This is a genomic window from Pseudarthrobacter sp. DSP2-3-2b1 (genome assembly GCF_049895945.1).
Lineage (GTDB): Bacteria > Actinomycetota > Actinomycetes > Actinomycetales > Micrococcaceae > Arthrobacter.
Genome location: NZ_JAFCTI010000004.1, coordinates 131,270 through 146,346, shown reverse-complemented (window position 1 = coordinate 146,346; position 15,077 = coordinate 131,270). Strand labels below are relative to the sequence as shown.

General features: G+C 63.2%; 15 protein-coding genes and 1 tRNA gene. 10 read left to right on the top strand and 6 right to left on the bottom strand.

Going from position 1 to position 15,077, the window contains the following annotated elements; translation table 11 throughout:
- Positions 1 to 40 precede the first annotated feature (40 nt).
- On the top strand, positions 41 to 946 hold the full coding sequence (locus ACP7AX_RS07210) for a PAC2 family protein (protein ID WP_426225925.1): 906 nt from the start codon (positions 41 to 43) through the stop codon (positions 944 to 946).
- A 35-nt stretch (positions 947 to 981) separates the two neighbouring features.
- On the opposite strand, the gene mshC is transcribed toward ACP7AX_RS07210, so the two are convergent.
- Together mshC and ACP7AX_RS07200 are read right to left on the bottom strand one after the other, a co-directional pair.
- Complete coding sequence (gene mshC, locus ACP7AX_RS07205; RefSeq protein WP_426225924.1) at positions 982 to 2,259, bottom strand: cysteine--1-D-myo-inosityl 2-amino-2-deoxy-alpha-D-glucopyranoside ligase; 1,278 nt, start codon at positions 2,257 to 2,259, stop codon at positions 982 to 984.
- A gap of 15 nt (positions 2,260 to 2,274) precedes the next feature.
- Positions 2,275 to 3,108 carry an undecaprenyl-diphosphate phosphatase gene (locus ACP7AX_RS07200; RefSeq protein WP_426225923.1) on the bottom strand — a complete coding sequence of 278 codons (834 nt, stop codon included), beginning with the start codon at positions 3,106 to 3,108 and terminating at the stop codon, positions 2,275 to 2,277.
- Between the two features lie 51 nt (positions 3,109 to 3,159).
- Between ACP7AX_RS07200 and ACP7AX_RS07195 the strand changes: the two genes are divergently transcribed.
- Positions 3,160 to 4,095, top strand: coding sequence for an aldo/keto reductase (locus ACP7AX_RS07195; RefSeq protein ID WP_426225922.1), 936 nt, complete (start codon positions 3,160 to 3,162; stop codon positions 4,093 to 4,095).
- 22 nt (positions 4,096 to 4,117) lie between these two features.
- On the opposite strand, the gene ACP7AX_RS07190 is transcribed toward ACP7AX_RS07195, so the two are convergent.
- Entirely contained in the window at positions 4,118 to 4,390 is a 273-nt protein-coding gene (locus ACP7AX_RS07190; RefSeq protein ID WP_131681391.1) for a hypothetical protein, read from the bottom strand.
- A gap of 39 nt (positions 4,391 to 4,429) precedes the next feature.
- Between ACP7AX_RS07190 and ACP7AX_RS07185 the strand changes: the two genes are divergently transcribed.
- Positions 4,430 to 4,663, top strand: coding sequence for a DUF5703 family protein (locus ACP7AX_RS07185; RefSeq protein ID WP_131681392.1), 234 nt, complete (start codon positions 4,430 to 4,432; stop codon positions 4,661 to 4,663).
- Here the strand turns inward: ACP7AX_RS07185 and ACP7AX_RS07180 are convergent.
- Together ACP7AX_RS07180 and ACP7AX_RS07175 are read right to left on the bottom strand one after the other, a co-directional pair.
- Positions 4,660 to 5,820: an acyl-CoA dehydrogenase family protein gene (locus ACP7AX_RS07180; RefSeq protein ID WP_426225921.1), complete on the bottom strand. Its 1,161-nt coding sequence runs from the start codon at positions 5,818 to 5,820 to the stop codon at positions 4,660 to 4,662. The two genes, ACP7AX_RS07185 and ACP7AX_RS07180, sit on opposite strands and share 4 nt — an antisense overlap.
- Positions 5,821 to 5,831: 11 nt before the next feature.
- Positions 5,832 to 7,136 (bottom strand): M20/M25/M40 family metallo-hydrolase, encoded by a 1,305-nt coding sequence (locus tag ACP7AX_RS07175; protein ID WP_426225920.1) that lies wholly within the window; start codon positions 7,134 to 7,136, stop codon positions 5,832 to 5,834.
- 175 nt (positions 7,137 to 7,311) lie between these two features.
- Here ACP7AX_RS07175 and ACP7AX_RS07170 point away from each other — a divergent pair.
- The 3 genes from ACP7AX_RS07170 to ACP7AX_RS07160 all read left to right on the top strand — a co-directional run bounded on the left by ACP7AX_RS07170 (position 7,312) and on the right by ACP7AX_RS07160 (position 10,214).
- A tRNA-Leu gene (locus ACP7AX_RS07170) sits at positions 7,312 to 7,394 on the top strand.
- Between the two features lie 523 nt (positions 7,395 to 7,917).
- Positions 7,918 to 9,102 (top strand): rhamnogalacturonan acetylesterase, encoded by a 1,185-nt coding sequence (locus ACP7AX_RS07165; protein ID WP_426225919.1) that lies wholly within the window; start codon positions 7,918 to 7,920, stop codon positions 9,100 to 9,102.
- 809 nt (positions 9,103 to 9,911) lie between these two features.
- A complete protein-coding gene (locus ACP7AX_RS07160; RefSeq protein WP_131681397.1) occupies positions 9,912 to 10,214 on the top strand; it encodes a DUF4193 family protein in 303 nt (100 codons plus the stop codon).
- Positions 10,215 to 10,351: 137 nt separating this feature from the next.
- On the opposite strand, the gene ACP7AX_RS07155 is transcribed toward ACP7AX_RS07160, so the two are convergent.
- Positions 10,352 to 10,816, bottom strand: coding sequence for a GatB/YqeY domain-containing protein (locus ACP7AX_RS07155; RefSeq protein WP_426225918.1), 465 nt, complete (start codon positions 10,814 to 10,816; stop codon positions 10,352 to 10,354).
- Positions 10,817 to 10,914: 98 nt separating this feature from the next.
- Here ACP7AX_RS07155 and ACP7AX_RS07150 point away from each other — a divergent pair, with 98 nt between their 5' ends.
- The 4 genes from ACP7AX_RS07150 (at position 10,915) to ACP7AX_RS07135 (ending at position 15,060) form a co-directional block, all read left to right on the top strand.
- Positions 10,915 to 11,658, top strand: a complete 744-nt coding sequence (locus ACP7AX_RS07150; RefSeq protein ID WP_426225917.1) for a M50 family metallopeptidase — start codon at positions 10,915 to 10,917, stop codon at positions 11,656 to 11,658.
- Positions 11,659 to 11,667: 9 nt separating this feature from the next.
- Positions 11,668 to 12,771, top strand: a complete 1,104-nt coding sequence (locus ACP7AX_RS07145) for a glutathione S-transferase family protein (RefSeq protein ID WP_426225916.1) — start codon at positions 11,668 to 11,670, stop codon at positions 12,769 to 12,771.
- Between the two features lie 17 nt (positions 12,772 to 12,788).
- Positions 12,789 to 13,898: a serine hydrolase domain-containing protein gene (locus ACP7AX_RS07140; RefSeq protein ID WP_426225915.1), complete on the top strand. Its 1,110-nt coding sequence runs from the start codon at positions 12,789 to 12,791 to the stop codon at positions 13,896 to 13,898.
- A 79-nt stretch (positions 13,899 to 13,977) separates the two neighbouring features.
- Positions 13,978 to 15,060 (top strand): FUSC family protein, encoded by a 1,083-nt coding sequence (locus ACP7AX_RS07135; RefSeq protein WP_426226001.1) that lies wholly within the window; start codon positions 13,978 to 13,980, stop codon positions 15,058 to 15,060.
- Positions 15,061 to 15,077: the final 17 nt, after the last annotated feature.

Sequence of the window (15,077 nt, the reverse complement as noted above, 5' to 3'; positions counted from 1 at the left end):
TTCAATGCATCACGCCTGTTCTTGGACGTAGGGTGAAGAAATGAATAGCTTCGACGGAGACACCACAGAACCGGGTGCCACGCCTGAACCGGAGCAGTTCCTGCTGCCAGTGCCTGATGGAGAGCGCATCACTGTGATGCTTGCCGCTTTTGAGGGCTGGAATGACGCCGGCGAAGCTGCCAGTGACTCCCTGCGCTATTTGAACAGGCTCTGGGGAGGCAAGAAGGTCGCGTCCATCGATGCCGACGAATACTACGACTTCCAGTTCACCCGGCCCACTGTCCGGCGGACCGCAACGGGAGAACGCAAAATCAAGTGGCCGTCCACCCGGATCTACAAGGCGAGTGTGCCCGATTCAAATGTGGACGTCATTTTCGTCCAGGGCACCGAGCCCTCCTACAAGTGGCGTGCGTACACTGCGGAACTGCTGGTCCATGCAGAGGCGCTTAAGGTGGACTACGTGATCCTGGTGGGGGCCCTGCTGGCAGATGTTCCCCACAGCAGGCCCATTCCGGTGAGCACGTCCTCCGACGATGCCCCGTTGCGGGAGCGCCTGAACCTCGAGGCCTCCCAGTATGAAGGCCCGGTGGGAATCGTGGGTGTCCTGGCAGAGGTGGCGTTGCTGGCCGGCATTCCCACCGTCTCGCTCTGGGCGGCCGTGCCCCATTACGTGGCGCAGGCCCCGTCTCCAAAAGCCCAGCTCGCCCTCCTTAACAGGGTCGAGGAACTGCTCCAGGTCCCGCTCGACACCCACGAACTGGCCGAAGAATCGGCTGCCTGGGAACGTGGCGTGGACGAATTGGCCACTGAGGATCCCGAAATCGCCGCGTACGTCCGTCAGCTCGAGGAAGCAAAGGACACAGCAGACCTTCCGGAGGCCACCGGCGAGTCCATTGCCCGCGAGTTTGAGCGCTATCTGAAGCGTCGCGGCCGGGACAAGCCCTAGGGTCCGGGCGAAGTCCTTAGGGCTGGGACAGGCCCTTAGAGTACGACGCCGAGCAGTGCGTCAGCGGCGTCGCTCACCAAAGCTTGATCGTGCTGGGAACCCGCTGCCGCGGCGGAGTTAGCCGCCGCTGCCCAGCGGTCAAGAGCCGCCAGTGCCGCCGGCGCATTGAGGTCGGCGGCGAGGGCGGAACGCATTTCTGCGATCACACCTGCAGCCGAGCCGGCCGGCGCAACGTCAAGAGCCTGCCGCCAGGTGGCCAGCCGTTCTTTGGCCTCAGCGAATCCCTCAGCTGTCCAGGACCAGTCGGAACGGTAATGGTGGGCCAGGATTGCCAGCCGGATGGCCGCCGGGTCTTCGCCGTCTGCCCTCAGCCTGGAAACCAGGACCAGGTTGCCCTTGGACTTGCTCATTTTTTCGCCGTCGAGGCCCACCATCCCTGCGTGGGCATAGTGGTGCGCCAGCGGGACGCCTGCCAGCGAGTAGGCATGCCCGGCCCCCATTTCGTGGTGCGGGAAAATGAGGTCAGTCCCGCCACCCTGGACAGTGAACGGGGCGGGAAGGTATTGCTGGGCTATGACAGTGCACTCAATGTGCCAGCCCGGCCTTCCCTGGCCCAGTTCGCCGCCGGGCCAGCTGGGCTCTCCGTCGCGGGCGACGCGCCACAGCAGCGGGTCCAGGGCCTGGCGTTTTCCGGAGCGTCCGGGGTCCCCGCCCCGCTCGGCGAAAAGTTCGAGCATTTCCGATTCGCCGAGGTGGGACACCGAACCAAGGGTCCAGGCGTCCGGGGCGACCGTACGCTTTCCGGCGGCTTCCACGTCATAGTAGACGTCGCCGTCGGGCTCCCCCGCGGTCCCCGGCACGCGGTAGGCGAGGCCATCGCGCAGTAACCGCTCAATGGCCGGGACGATCAGGGGCACCGATTCAACGGCACCCACGTAGTGGTCCGGCGCCAGGACGTTCAGGGCTTCCATGTCGGTCTGGAAGAGCTCGATCTGGCTCGCCGCCAGGTCCTGCCAGTCGACGCCGGTGGCCGTGGCGCGCTCCAACAAAGGATCGTCCACGTCGGTCACGTTCTGCACGTAGGAGACCTGCTGGCGGGCGTCGCGCCATGCCCTGTTCAGGAGGTCGAAGGCCACGTAGCTGGCGGCGTGGCCCATGTGGGTGGCGTCGTAGGGGGTGATTCCGCAGACGTACATGGACTGCTCCCCGCGGGCCGGGAGTGCCACTTCGCTGCCTTGGGCTGTGTCGAAGAGCCGGAGGGCAGGCATGGTGCCGGGCAGCACGGGGACAGGGCGGGAGGTCCAGGATTTCACAGACCAAGCCTAGTGCTAGGCGCTGATGACATTGAAACCGAGCAGGAGGTAGAGGGCGATGCCCAGGAGAATGCGGTACCACACAAAGAGCCGGTAGCTTCTGGTGGAAATGAATTTCAGGAACCAGCCGATGATGATGTAGCCCACCACAAATGCGATGACGGTGGCCAGCGCGGTCTCCGGGAGGCCGTATGGGCCGCTGATGCCCTCCTTGGAAACCGTCTTGTAGAGCTGGTAGAAGCCGCTGCCGAATACGGCAGGGATGGCGAGGAGGAAGGAGTAGCGGGCAGCTGCCTCGCGGGTGTAGCCCATCAGCAGGCCGGCAGTGATGGTCCCGCCGGAGCGGGAAACGCCTGGGATGAGGGCCAGAGCCTGTGCAAAGCCGTAGAGGATGCCGTGCTTGTAGGTCAGTTGGGTCAGTTCGCGTTCCTGTTTACCCACCGCGTCTGCCACTGCCAGGATCAGCCCGAAGACGATCAGCATGGTGGCCACGAGCCACAGGCTGCGGAGAACGGATTCGATCTGGTCCTGGAACAGGAGGCCGAGCACCACGATGGGGAGGCTGCCGAGGATAACCAGCCAACCCATGCGGGCATCCGGGTCCTGCCGGGAAACCTTACCGGTCAGCGATCCGGCCCACGCCTTGACAATCCGGACGATGTCGCGCCAGAAGTAGACCACTACTGCCGTTTCGGTGCCCAGCTGGGTGATGGCCGTAAAGGCCGCCCCGGGGTCGGCCGCATTGGGCAGGAACTGCCCCACAATCCGCAGATGCGCGCTTGATGAAATCGGAAGAAATTCGGTCAGTCCCTGCACAAGGCCCAGCAGGGCCGCCTCAAACCAGTTCACGGTAAGACCCTACGTCATGGACCGGAGGTCCATCCCCGTAAGCTTGCAGCTATGCAGCAGCGTTACGTCGGCAACAGTGGATTGCGAGTCTCCGCCCTCTCCCTCGGCACCATGTCCTGGGCTGGTGACACCGACGAACAGGACGCAACCGAAATCCTGCGCACCTTCATCGAAGGTGGCGGGAAACTTATTGATACTGCAGCGTCCTATGCTGACGGCCGGGCCGAGGCCATGATCGGTTCCCTGCTGGGCGATGTCGTTTCCCGCACCGAAGTCTGCATCTCCACCAAAGCCGGGATGTCGACGTCGGACGGCCGCCGCACGGTGGACACATCCCGTAATGCGCTGCTGACCGGCTTGGACGCCAGCCTCGCGAGGCTGGGGACCGACTATGTGGACCTCTGGTTCGCGCAGGCGTGGGACGGCAACGTCCCCCTGGACGAAACCCTGTCCGCGTTGGAATTCGCGCTCCGCAGCGGGCGCGCCCGCTATGTGGGGATCTCGAACTTCAACGGCTGGCAGAGCGCAAAGGCGGCCGCAGTGGCAGGGTTTCCGCTGGTTGCAGCCCAGGCTGAGTATTCGCTGCTGCACCGGACGCCTGAGGCGGAGCTGATTCCCGCCGTCGAAGACGCCGGGCTCGGCCTGATGGCGTGGGCGCCCTTGGGCCGCGGCGTCCTGACCGGTAAGTACCGCAGCAGTATTCCTGCTGATTCCCGCGCATCGCGCAATGATTCTGCACCGTATGTGGAGCCCTATTTGGCGCCGCAGCCTTCGAGCGTTGTGGAGGCAGTTGCGATGGCCGCCAAGGGGTTGGGCCGGACCCCGCTGGACGTCTCGCTGAGCTGGCTGCTGGCCCAGCATGGGGTTGCTACCGCGATCATCGGGCCACGGACGCCGGTCCAGGCGAAGGAAATCCTGGCTGCCCATCTGACACGGCTCCCGCCGGAAATTGCCAGGGCCCTTGAGGATGTGTCCTTGCCCGCCTGATCAGCCGGGCAGCGGGAAAAATTCAGTCTTCGACGATCTCCAGGTCCTCGTCGTCATCAACGCCGGATTCTTCGTCCTCATCCTCGTCTTCTTCATCGTCAAAGACCTGGAGGGGCGTGACTTCGCTGTAAGCCTCGTAGATCGCGTCTTCATAAACCTCGAAAGCATCCGCTACCGCGAAAAACGCGGCTTCAACGGCAGGATCCCCATCTCCGCGTCGGTTGGATGCTGCTATAAGGTGTTCTTCCAAAGCGGTGGTCAAAGATTGAAGCGCGACACGCGGATCGATGCTCATGACTTCACGTTAGCCGGAAAAGGACGAAAATGGAGAGCAATGAAGGAACATTTTCTGACCAGCTCGGTCCAACGGGAACGGGACTTTCTCAGTCAGTACGAGTACCTCGTATTGACGGTCAGTCCTGTGGATTCACTGCCTGAAGCACGCCGCCGGCTCGTTGAGCATTCCGAATACGGCAAGTGGGAACTCGAACGCAGCAAGCTGTATCTGGGCGGCGGCAGGCGTTTCTGGCTTCGCCGGCGGGTCATGCAGGTCCAGCGGACGGTCTAGGTTTCCAGCGGTCCCAGCCAGGCATTCGCCACGGTGTTGTGCGCCGATTCATCATCCGAGGGATGGAACATTCCGGCCAGCACATCACGGTACAGGCGTTCGAGCTCCGAGCCGCGGAAGTAACTGGATCCGCCGCTCACGCGGATAGCGAGGTCCACGACGCGGCGTGCTGTCTCTGTCGCGTTGACCTTCAGCCCCACGAGTTTGGGGAACCACTGGGGCCCGTGGTCGGTGAGGGCGTCGACGTCCCGGGTCACGGTCTGCAATTGCGGGTAGAGGTTGTCCATCGCCATGGCAGCCTCGGCCACTTTCCAGCGGATATCCGGATCCTGGGCGTAGCTCCTGCCACCGTTCTTGAACGATGTCCGGCGCTTCACGGCCTCCACGCCCAGCGTCAGCGCCCTCTCGCCGATGCCCGTATACACAGCAGCCAGGAGAGACTCGAAGCAGGCGAAAATGGCAAAAATCAGCGGGTCCGGAGCCGGCCCCACAGGCAGCTTGCGAAAGATCCGGTCCGGACCCACCGTGACGCCGTCCAGGACCGTGGTGTGGGACTGGCTGGCACGCATGCCGAGGGTGTCCCAGTCATCCAGGACCCGGTAGCCGGCGGTTTCGCGGGTGATGAACCCGTGGACCAACTCGCCTTCGCCGTCGCGCGCCGAGCCATCTTTGCCGAAGATCCCCAGCCTTGTCCACGCCGGGGAAAGGCTCGTGAAGATCTTCGTCCCGGTAAAGCGGTAGCCCCCGTCCGGAAGTGCTTCGGCCGTGGTTCTTGAGTCAAAGAGGACCGAATCGTTGCCTGCCTCGGAGTTGCCGAAAGCAAAAACCTCCCCTCGGCCTGCCTCCCGCAGGACAAAGTCCAGCGAATGGTCTCCCCGGGCTGCCAGCACTTGCGCGACGCCGGTCCACACCAGATGCATGTTGATGGCCAGTGCGGTGGCCGGGGCGGCCGTTGCCAGCCTCCGTTGGCACTGGGCTGCCGCTTCGAGCCCCAGGCCCAGCCCGCCGTCGGACACGGGAACCAGCATTCTGAGGTAGCCGGCTGCCGTCAACTCCTCCAGGTCCTCGGCGAAAAATGCGTTGTCCCGGTCATAGCCTGCGGCGCGGCCGCGGATGGCCTCGATCAGCGGTTCGGGCAGCACTTCTTCAGGAGTCATAGCCGGCCTCCTCAGTAGTTGGTGAGGAGGGTGTTCAGGACCCGTGCGCCGAACTTCAGGGAGTCCGCCGGCACCCTTTCATCCACGCCATGGAACATGCCGGTAAAGTCCAGATCGGGCGGCAGTTGGAGCGGAGCGAAGCCGTAGCCTGTGATACCCAGCCGGCTGAGCGACTTGTTGTCCGTGCCCCCGGAGAGTGTGTAGGGCAGAACCTTGGCCCCGGGGTCCTCGGAGTGCAGGGCATCGATCATGGAGTCCACCAGGTTTCCGGCGAACGGGACCTCAAGTGAGACGTCGTTGTGGACGTAGCTGACTTCGACGCCGGTACCTGCGAGCTCCCGGACGATCTCCAGGACGTGGTCCTGCTGGCCAGGCAGTGTGCGGCAGTCCACCAGGGCCTCGGCTGACTCGGGGATGACGTTGTGCTTGTAGCCGCCCTTGAGCAATGTGGGGTTGGTGGTGTTCTGCAGGGTGGCTCCCACGAACCGGGCCACCGTGCCGAGCTGGTCCAACAGGCGGTCAGGGTTATCCGGATCGAATTCGACGCCGGTGAGTTCTGTCACACCGTCCAGGAACTGACGGGTGGTGGGGGTCAGTTCGATGGGCCACTTGTATTCGCCGATCCGGGTCACCGCCGCAGCCAGGCGGGTGACAGCGTTATCGGTGTTGATCTGCGAACCATGGCCGGCCCGGCCATGAGCAACGAGTCGAAGCCAGGAGATGCCCTTCTCCGCTGTCTGCAGGAGGTAGGTACGCTGCCCGCCGATGGTCGCCGAGAATCCGCCAACCTCCGAGATGGCTTCCGTGGCCCCTTCGAAAAGTTCAGGCCGCTTGTCCACCGCATAGCGTGCGCCGTACTCGCCGCCCGCCTCCTCATCGGCGAAGAAAGCGAAGATGATATCGCGCTTCGGCTTCCGTCCCGTTCTGGCAAAATCCCGCAGGACCGCAAGAATCATGGCGTCCATGTCCTTCATGTCCACAGCCCCGCGGCCCCAGATGAGCCCGTCCTTCAGTTCGGCGCCAAACGGGTCCACCGACCATTGTTCGCGCAGGGCCGGAACCACATCCAGGTGGCCGTGCACCACCAACGCACTGGCTGACGGGTCCTCACCCTCCATCCGGGTCACCACGCTGGCCCGGCCGGGGGCGGATTCAAAGATCTCTGCCGAGAGGCCCACCTCCTCAATCAATCCCGCTGTGTATTCAGCGGCGGCGCGCTCCCCCGGACCGGAACCGTCTCCATAGTTTGAGGAGTCAATCCGGATGAGTTCCTGGCAGATCCGGACAACTTCATCCTCGGCACGGGTATCAGTCATGTTGGCTCCTAGGGCGGTGCGAGGGCGGCTGAGAACCGGTGAGGTCTCGTGTTTCCTTCAGCCTACCCAGTTGTCCCGATTCCATCTTTCCGGAAAGTTCGTGTTAGAGTTTTTCTCGCTGCTTCGGACAAGAGCGAAACGCTGAAAGGCGGAATCGTGGTCCGGAATACCACCTGCGCGGGTGGCGGAATGGCAGACGCGCTAGCTTGAGGTGCTAGTCCTCGAAAGGGGGTGGGGGTTCAAGTCCCCCTCCGCGCACAATGGGAAAAGCCCCTGAAATCCAAGGATTTCAGGGGCTTTTCTGTCTCCAACCACGGACGTGCGTATATGCGACCGCTGCGCCGGTGCCCCGCGATTGGTGACTTGGCTGCTCGCAAAGAAATAGACGGCATGGCGAGTCTGGAGAGCTTTGACAGTGGTGGGAAGATCGCCGCTTCTATTCCACCGTCCAACTACTCCCGGAACTGACCCGTGGTGAGCTGTTGAGGACCCGGACCTGAATGGTCCTGCCCGAACTGCCGGGCTCGCAGATATTGAACGAGGCTCTCGAGAAGCCCCCTGCAGCCAGGAAGTCATGCGGCTGAACGGCGGGCTGTAACAGAACTTACCGAAAATCGTTGACTGATCTTGTAACTACCTGTTACAAATATTGCAACGTAGAGATTCAAACCCCAAAGATGCTCATTCCCATACAGAGCCATCCTCGATCTGCACGCAATTTTGAAACGATCCAATCCAAGACGCTGTTGCCTTGCTCCACGCGTCATCAAAGGAGATGCACGTGAACGGCAGTCCCATGTCACCCAGCAATTCCCGTAAACGCCCTAAGACCCTGGCCGCCGGCCTGGCAGCCGCCGCGCTGGTGAGCTGCGCGGGCGTAAGCCTTGAAGCTCCCGCAGCTAACGCGGAACCCAGCAACTACCGGTTCGACTTCGGCAACGGGCGGCTGGAGGAGGGCTTCATAGGCGTAAGTGCGTCGGACTCCTACAGCCCGGAAACCCGGTACGGCTTCAACACCCCGGAGAACATGACCAACGTAGGCTCCTCCGGCAGCGGTGCAGGCAGCGACGCGGTCCGCTTCCTGCAGTTCGGCACAAAGAGCACCAACACTTTCAACGTTGATTTGAAAGAGGGCCTCTACAAGGTGACAGTCACGCTGGGCGACACCGCGCGGGCCAGTATCGCCGCCGAAGGGGTCTTCCAGGCCATGAACCTCACCGGCAACGGCGCCGAGGATTCCTTCGAGATCCCAGTGACCGACGGGCAGTTGAATTTGCTGGTGACCGAAGGCAAGGCGGGCACTGCCTTCACCCTCAGCGCCCTGGAAATCGAGAAGGTGTCCCGCGATCCGGAGATGGACCCCACCATCTGGGTGGGTGGTGATTCCACGGTGGCCAGTTATTACCCGCTCGAATCCAGCGTCCAGGGAGGCTGGGGGCAGATGCTCCCGCAATTTATCGACCCTGATGCGTTCGATGTCCGCAACATGGCCACCGGTGGACAGATCGCCCGCGGGTTCAGCCATGACGGCCAGCTCGAGGCCATCCTCCAGTATATCAAGCCCGGCGACCTGTTCTTGCTGGAAATGGGCATCAACGACACTGCGGCCAAAAACGCAACCACGGAGGCTGAGTTCAAGGAGATCATGCGGGACATGGTCCTTCAGGTCGCAGCCACCGGCGCCACGCCTGTGCTGGTGACTCCGCAGGGCCGCGCCACGGACTTCGTAGATGGCGTGCACAGTTCGGTCAACCGCTGGTACCGCAACTCCACTGTTGCCCTTGCCGCGGAGGAGGCCGTGCCTCTGGTGGACCTGAACGTCCTGGCATCGGCCTACTTCACCGAAATCGGCCCGGAGGCAACGCTGGGCCTCTTTATGGCCGGCGATACGCTCCACCCCAACCGTGCCGGCGCAGGCCAGCTCGCCCGGCTGGTTTCGGGTGAACTCGCCCGCCAGGGCCTCTGACCGACCGAGCAGCCACCAGAAGGTTCCGGGACACTTGGCTGATTTCGAGGCATGTCCTGGGAACCCTGAGCAGGTGGCGGTCCACGCTATAGACATCAGATCCTCGTCTGCGGGAAGCAGAAAGAGTCACGCCGAGAAGGGTTCAAGTCCTCCTCCGCGCACAAAAGGAAAGCCCCTGGAATCCATGGATTCCAGGGGCTTTCCTGTGACCCTACGTACTATGTATGCGGGACGCCTTAGTCCGGATGAAGTCGTGATCCTCCCGGGACAGAGCCATCTCGCCATGCCGGCCGGTGACAGGGACAGTCCCGGTCTCCCTGGAGATGATGGACGTGATTGTCCGCGGAAGAATCTGACATCCCGGGTTCTCGATGAGCCACTTCTGTGTGGCCGGGTCGAGGCGGTCCCAATTGTCTTTGATGTTCATCGTGATCGATGCTGCCTTCCGAATGGATGCTGGGTCTCACGGGGTGCAACAAGGTGTTTAACCGGGGGTGTATGAGGTGTCCCCGAGCCCCCAAAGTACGCCACTCCAGTACGGAAGACAACGCAAATTTTCCGCTGTTTCCGAGCTTCACAAAGTCCCCCCATTTGCCTGAGGCGCAACGCGGCGACGAACTCGTTGTCATTGCCTCCGGTTCCCTCCCCGCCGCTGTCCCTCACCAGCAGGTCCCATAGTGCCGTTGGTCACATCCGGTGCACTTTCCGGCGGATGTGGGGTTTAATTCCCTGAACCTATTGGGGAATACCAGTGTGATGCTGTACGTTTCATACGCGACAGACGAACCAAAGAAAAGAGAAACACCTAAGTGGCAACCGATTACGACGAGCTCCGTTCCGACGTCAAGGAATCCCAAGACAACTCCCTGGAGCAGCTTCAGTCAGCCAATGCGCCGGACGCCCGCAGCGTTGTCCTCGAGCTCGATGAAGCCGACGGACTTGACGGCGCCGGTGTTCCCGGAGGCGAATTCGTAGCCGAGGAACTGGTGGTCCAGGTCATTCCCCAGGCTGACGACGAGTTCACCTGCTACTCCTGCTTCCTGGTCCGGCACCGCTCACAGATTGCGAAGCAGAAAAACGGACACACCTACTGCACGGACTGCGAAGGCTGATCCGGCACCAAGGACTTGCGGCGCCGGCGATCCATGCCCCGGGCCATACGGTAAGGCACGCCCACTGCGAAGTGGACGTGCCTTATGTGTTTACCGCCCGGCGACATTACCGCTGTCGGCCGGGAGCCAAACACCCTCTAGGCGAGGCGGCTGCGGACAATCTGGCTCACGGCCTTGCCGTCGAAACGTCCGGCGACCTTCGCCGTCACAGGCTTCATGACCTCACCCATCTGACGGGCAGTCAGCTCCCGGCCTTCGGCCCTGAGTGCGGCGATCGCATCATCCACGATCGCCTCCACCTCCGCCTCTGAAAGTGCCCGGGGCAGGTAGGCCTCGATAACCTCGGCCTCCGCAATTTCTGCTGCGGCACGGTCCGGCTCGCCGGCCTCGGTATAGATGCGGGCCGTGTCGCGCCGTTTTGCAGCCTCCTTTTGCAGGAGTGCCGTCACCTGGAGGTCATCCAGTGTGACGGGCGTTTTGCCGGATTTCTCGCGCGTTTCTATCTCGCCCAGCACGTTGCGCACAGTTGTCAGCGCTGTTTTGTTGCGTTCCTTCATATGGACGACGACGTCGGCATGCAGCCGTTCCTTCAAAGTGGTCACGATTTTCCTCTGTTCATCAACGGCGGGGTGGTCCATCAGGGTCCTCTAGTACCGTAGAGGTCTATGGCTGACAATCACCACTCCCCCTCCTGACCGCCATGATCCCCCTCCCCGAACAATTGTGGCAACGCCTGATCGAAGCCTTCAGCCGCACGGCTCCTCCCGCCGTGACGTTGACGGAGCTGTCGCTGGTGATGGCCGTAGCGATCGCGCTGTCCATCCCCCGGCAGACCTGGAAGTACTTCGGGCTGCTCGCGACGGCCACCCACGAACTCGGCCATGCGTTCGCCGCGGTACTGAGCGGACAGCGGCTGGGAGGTATCCACCTCCGGCTCGACCACTCCGGCACCACCACCAGCTACAGCCGGCGGCCCCTCGCAGCCGTCTGGTCCGGGTTCTGGGGCTACCCCGTGCCTGCCTTGGTCGGGGCGGCATTTGTGTGGTGCGGGTTCAGTGGCTGGGGACCTGCCGCCCTCGTCGTCGGAGCCCTGGTACTGCTGATCTCCGTGATTTTCATCCGGAACCTGTCAGGACTGCTGATCACGGCCGCCTGTGTCCTCTGCAGCGCAGCACTGGTCCTGTGGGTGCCGGCGGTCTTCAGTGGCCACATAGCGATCATCCTGGGACTGGCACTGCTCGTTGCAGCTGTCCGGGACCTCATCAAACTGACAAACGTGCACCTCCGCCGGCGCGACAGACTGGCCAGCTCCGACGCCTACCTGCTCTACCGGGCCACGTCAGTGCCGGCCTTTATCTGGATCGCCCTGTTCAGCGCAGTCGTGGCAGGTTGCTGGCTGGTCGCCTGGGTTCCGATCTCCACAATCCTCGCCGCCGGCGCATAGGCTGGTCCCATGAGCCAGGAAACGCAAGCGACCCAGCAGACCACCGGCACCCCGGACCACAGCACCAGGGGCGCCTACGTCACCGGCGGAGCGGAATTCACCCGGGATACGAATTACATCGAGGACCGGATTACCCGTGATGGGCGGGCCGGGGATAATGGCGAGCCGGGCTGGCGCGCAGAAGCCGGCCGCTACCGGTTGATAGCCGCGCGGGCCTGCCCATGGGCGAACCGGACCGTCATTGTCCGCAGGCTGCTCGGGTTGGAGGACGCCATCTCGCTGGGTCAGCCTGGCCCTACCCATGACGCAAGATCCTGGACCTTCGACCTCGATCCGGGAGGCGTGGATCCTGTCCTTGGTGTTGAGCGGATCCAGGAGTCCTACTTCCGTCGGTTCCCGGACTACCCCCGCGGCATTACGGTGCCGGCCATCGTCGATATTCCCAGCGGCGGGGTGGTCACGAACAACTTTCCCCAGATCACCCTGGACTTTTCCACTGAATGGGCCGCGTTCCACCGCGCCGGCGCCCCGGACCTTTACCCGGAAGCCCTCAGGGAGGAGATCGATGCTGTCAATAAGCGGGTCTTCACCGAGGTCAACAACGGTGTATACCGGTGCGGCTTCGCTGGCTCCCAGGACGCCTATGATGCGGCGTATGACCGCCTGTGGACGGCCTTGGACTGGCTCGAGGAGCGCCTCACCAGCCAACGGTTCCTGGTGGGGGAAACCATCACTGAAGCGGATGTCCGCCTGTTCACCACACTTGCCCGGTTCGACCCCGTGTACCACGGGCATTTCAAGTGCAACCGCCAGAAGCTCACCGAAATGCCGGCTCTGTGGGGCTACGCTCGGGACCTGTTCCAGACGCCCGGCTTTGGCGACACCATCGACTTTGTACAGATCAAGCAGCATTACTACATCGTTCATGAGGACATCAATCCCACCGGCATCGTTCCGCAAGGACCTGATCTTGCCGGCTGGCTGGAGCCTCACGGCCGGGAAGTACTCGGTGGCCGGCCGTTCGGCGAAGGCACTCCTCCGGGGCCGGTGCGGCCCGGTGAAGAAGTCGCAGCAGGCTATGGGGCGGTCGCTGGCCGGGAAAGCGGTTTCTAACCCGCTAGGCTATGACCATGCAGAAATCTCACGGCTTTGCAGCGCCCGGATACGAGGGCGTCCTGGACTTGTTCGAAGCCTTCCTTGCCGACGATCCGGAATACAGCGCTCAGATGTCTGCCTACCGCGACGGTGAGAAAGTTGTGGACCTCGTTGGTGGACCGCATATAACGGCCGGGACCATCACCGGGGTCTATTCGGTCTCGAAAGGCGTTGCCGCACTGGTGATCTCCCTGCTTGTCCAGGACGGGCTGCTGGATCTCGACCGGACCGTGGCGCATTACTGGCCAGAGTTCGGTGTCCACGGCAAGGACAGGCTGTTGGTGCGTGAAGCACTCTCCCATCAGGCCGGCTTGATGGGCGTGGAAGGCGGTTTCGCCCTTGACGAATTCCACACCGCGCAAGCCGCCGAAAAGATCGCTGCCGCCATGCCTTCCTGGCGTCCGGGAAGTTGCTTCGGCTACCACGCCCTCACCATCGGCATCCTGATGGAGGAACTGTGCCGGCGGGTCAGCGGCACCAGCCTGCAGAGCATCTATGATCACCGGATCCGCAACGCCCACGGAATCGAGTTCTTCCTGGGCCTGCCCGAAGAACTGGAGCCGCGCTACCGGGATGTCCTGTATGACATCGATCCCGGACAGCCGTGGCTGGACCCGCTGAGCCTGGCCGGGCTCAACAGCAACGCCGCAGTCAGTTCCATCATGGAACTCCCCAACATTCAGGTGGTGCGCGCGGCCGGTATGAGTGCGGCCGGAGGCGTTGGCACCGCCGAGGGACTGGCCCGGCTTTACGCAGCGGTCACCACCGGCGTCGACGGCGGTGCGCCGTTGTTGACTCCGGAAACGGTCGGCACCATGACGCAGGAGCAGGTGTGGGGCCTGGACCGGAGTTCCGGGTTGGACAACGCCTTTGCCGTCGTCTTCATGAAGCCCCACCCCTCGCGGAGTTTCGGCAGCCACCGCGCTTTTGGCCATGAGGGCGCCAGCGCTGCTCTTGGTTTCGCCGATCCTGCCTACGGCCTCGGTTTCGGCTATGTTCCGCGGCGGGCGGAAGATGGCCGCACGCCGGGAAAGGCGCACCGCCTGGCCTCAGCCGTTCGATGCTCGGCGGCAACCCTGCCGTAATCGAACGCTTGTCCTCTGTGAATAGGCGCCCTAATGTTGGGCAGTGCGAAACTCTAAAAGCCAGCCTGAAGCGCAACCGATGGGGACCCGGCTACTGAGGAATGCAGTAGCCGGGCTGTCCTCGGCATTTACCGCGCAGCGGCTGCAGCTGGCAGCCAAGGCGGCGATCGCGGCAGGCCTGGCATTTTTCATCGCCCCGCTGATGCCGGGCGCCGCGGCAAACTACCCGTACTACGCCCCGCTCGGCGCATTGGTGGCGATGTACCACAACGTAGCGGGATCGGTGAAGCAGGGTGCTCAGGCCTTGATCGGCCTCGCCATGGGCATTGGCCTGGCCTTCCTCCTGGTCAACATCACCGATCCCTCACCGCTCAGTGTGGCCGTCTTCATGGGCATTGGTGTCCTGCTCGGCGGGCTTCCGCGGCTCGGTTCAGGCAGTGACTGGATCCCGACGGCGGCCCTCCTGGTTTTGCTGGTGGGCGGCAGCAACCCTGACGATTTCTCCCTGGGCTACCTGGTCCAGATGGGCGTGGGAGTGGCCGTGGGCATTGCAGTAAATTTCCTCATCTTCCCTCCTCTGCATTTCGCTGCAGCGGCGGAAAGCCTGGATGAACTCCGCGCCGCGTTGGGCAGGCAGCTCACTGACATGGGCGCGGCCCTGAAGGAGCACTGGCCACCCGAGCACGAGGACTGGTCCAGGCGCTCGGACGAGCTGGCAGGAGCGGCCCGGACTGTCCGCCACCTCGTTGAAGAAGCTGACGCCAGCCGCCGCGCCAACCCGCGGCGCAAGCTCCATCCCCGCGACGTGGATCTGGACTACCGCAACCTCCGCGAGCTGGAGCGGGTGACGTTCCACATCCAGGACATGACTGAAGTCCTCTCCGACGTCATCTGGAAGGATGACGTGCCCTACGAGGTTCCCTTCGAGGACAGTGCTCCGCTCGCGGATGCCATGATCGCCACCGGCGAGCTGCTGGGTTCTTTCCAGCACGAGGATGTCCACAAGCAGCGGCAGTTGTTCGCTGCAGCGGAATCCGCTGTCGAACACTGCGTCGCGGCGGCGGCGGACCGGAAGCCGGTTGAAGGCACCGTGCCGGCTTCCGAGTCAATCGTCCTGAGCCTGCACCGGATTCTGCGGGCGGCGCGGCCGGAACCTGAGTAGCCCGGCCGCGCAGGAGT

Excerpts from the sequence above, each read along its gene's own strand:
- ACP7AX_RS07180 (WP_426225921.1), bottom strand. The coding sequence starts at position 5,820 with ATGACTCCTGAAGAAGTGCTGCCCGAACCGCTGATCGAGGCCATCCGC.
- ACP7AX_RS07185 (WP_131681392.1), top strand. The coding sequence starts at position 4,430 with ATGAAGGAACATTTTCTGACCAGCTCGGTCCAACGGGAACGGGACTTT.
- ACP7AX_RS07190 (WP_131681391.1), bottom strand. The coding sequence starts at position 4,390 with ATGAGCATCGATCCGCGTGTCGCGCTTCAATCTTTGACCACCGCTTTG.
- ACP7AX_RS07145 (WP_426225916.1), top strand. The coding sequence starts at position 11,668 with ATGAGCCAGGAAACGCAAGCGACCCAGCAGACCACCGGCACCCCGGAC.
- ACP7AX_RS07135 (WP_426226001.1), top strand. The coding sequence starts at position 13,978 with ATGGGGACCCGGCTACTGAGGAATGCAGTAGCCGGGCTGTCCTCGGCA.
- ACP7AX_RS07150 (WP_426225917.1), top strand. The coding sequence starts at position 10,915 with ATGATCCCCCTCCCCGAACAATTGTGGCAACGCCTGATCGAAGCCTTC.
- ACP7AX_RS07140 (WP_426225915.1), top strand. The coding sequence starts at position 12,789 with ATGCAGAAATCTCACGGCTTTGCAGCGCCCGGATACGAGGGCGTCCTG.
- ACP7AX_RS07195 (WP_426225922.1), top strand. The coding sequence starts at position 3,160 with ATGCAGCAGCGTTACGTCGGCAACAGTGGATTGCGAGTCTCCGCCCTC.
- ACP7AX_RS07210 (WP_426225925.1), top strand. The coding sequence starts at position 41 with ATGAATAGCTTCGACGGAGACACCACAGAACCGGGTGCCACGCCTGAA.
- ACP7AX_RS07175 (WP_426225920.1), bottom strand. The coding sequence starts at position 7,136 with ATGACTGATACCCGTGCCGAGGATGAAGTTGTCCGGATCTGCCAGGAA.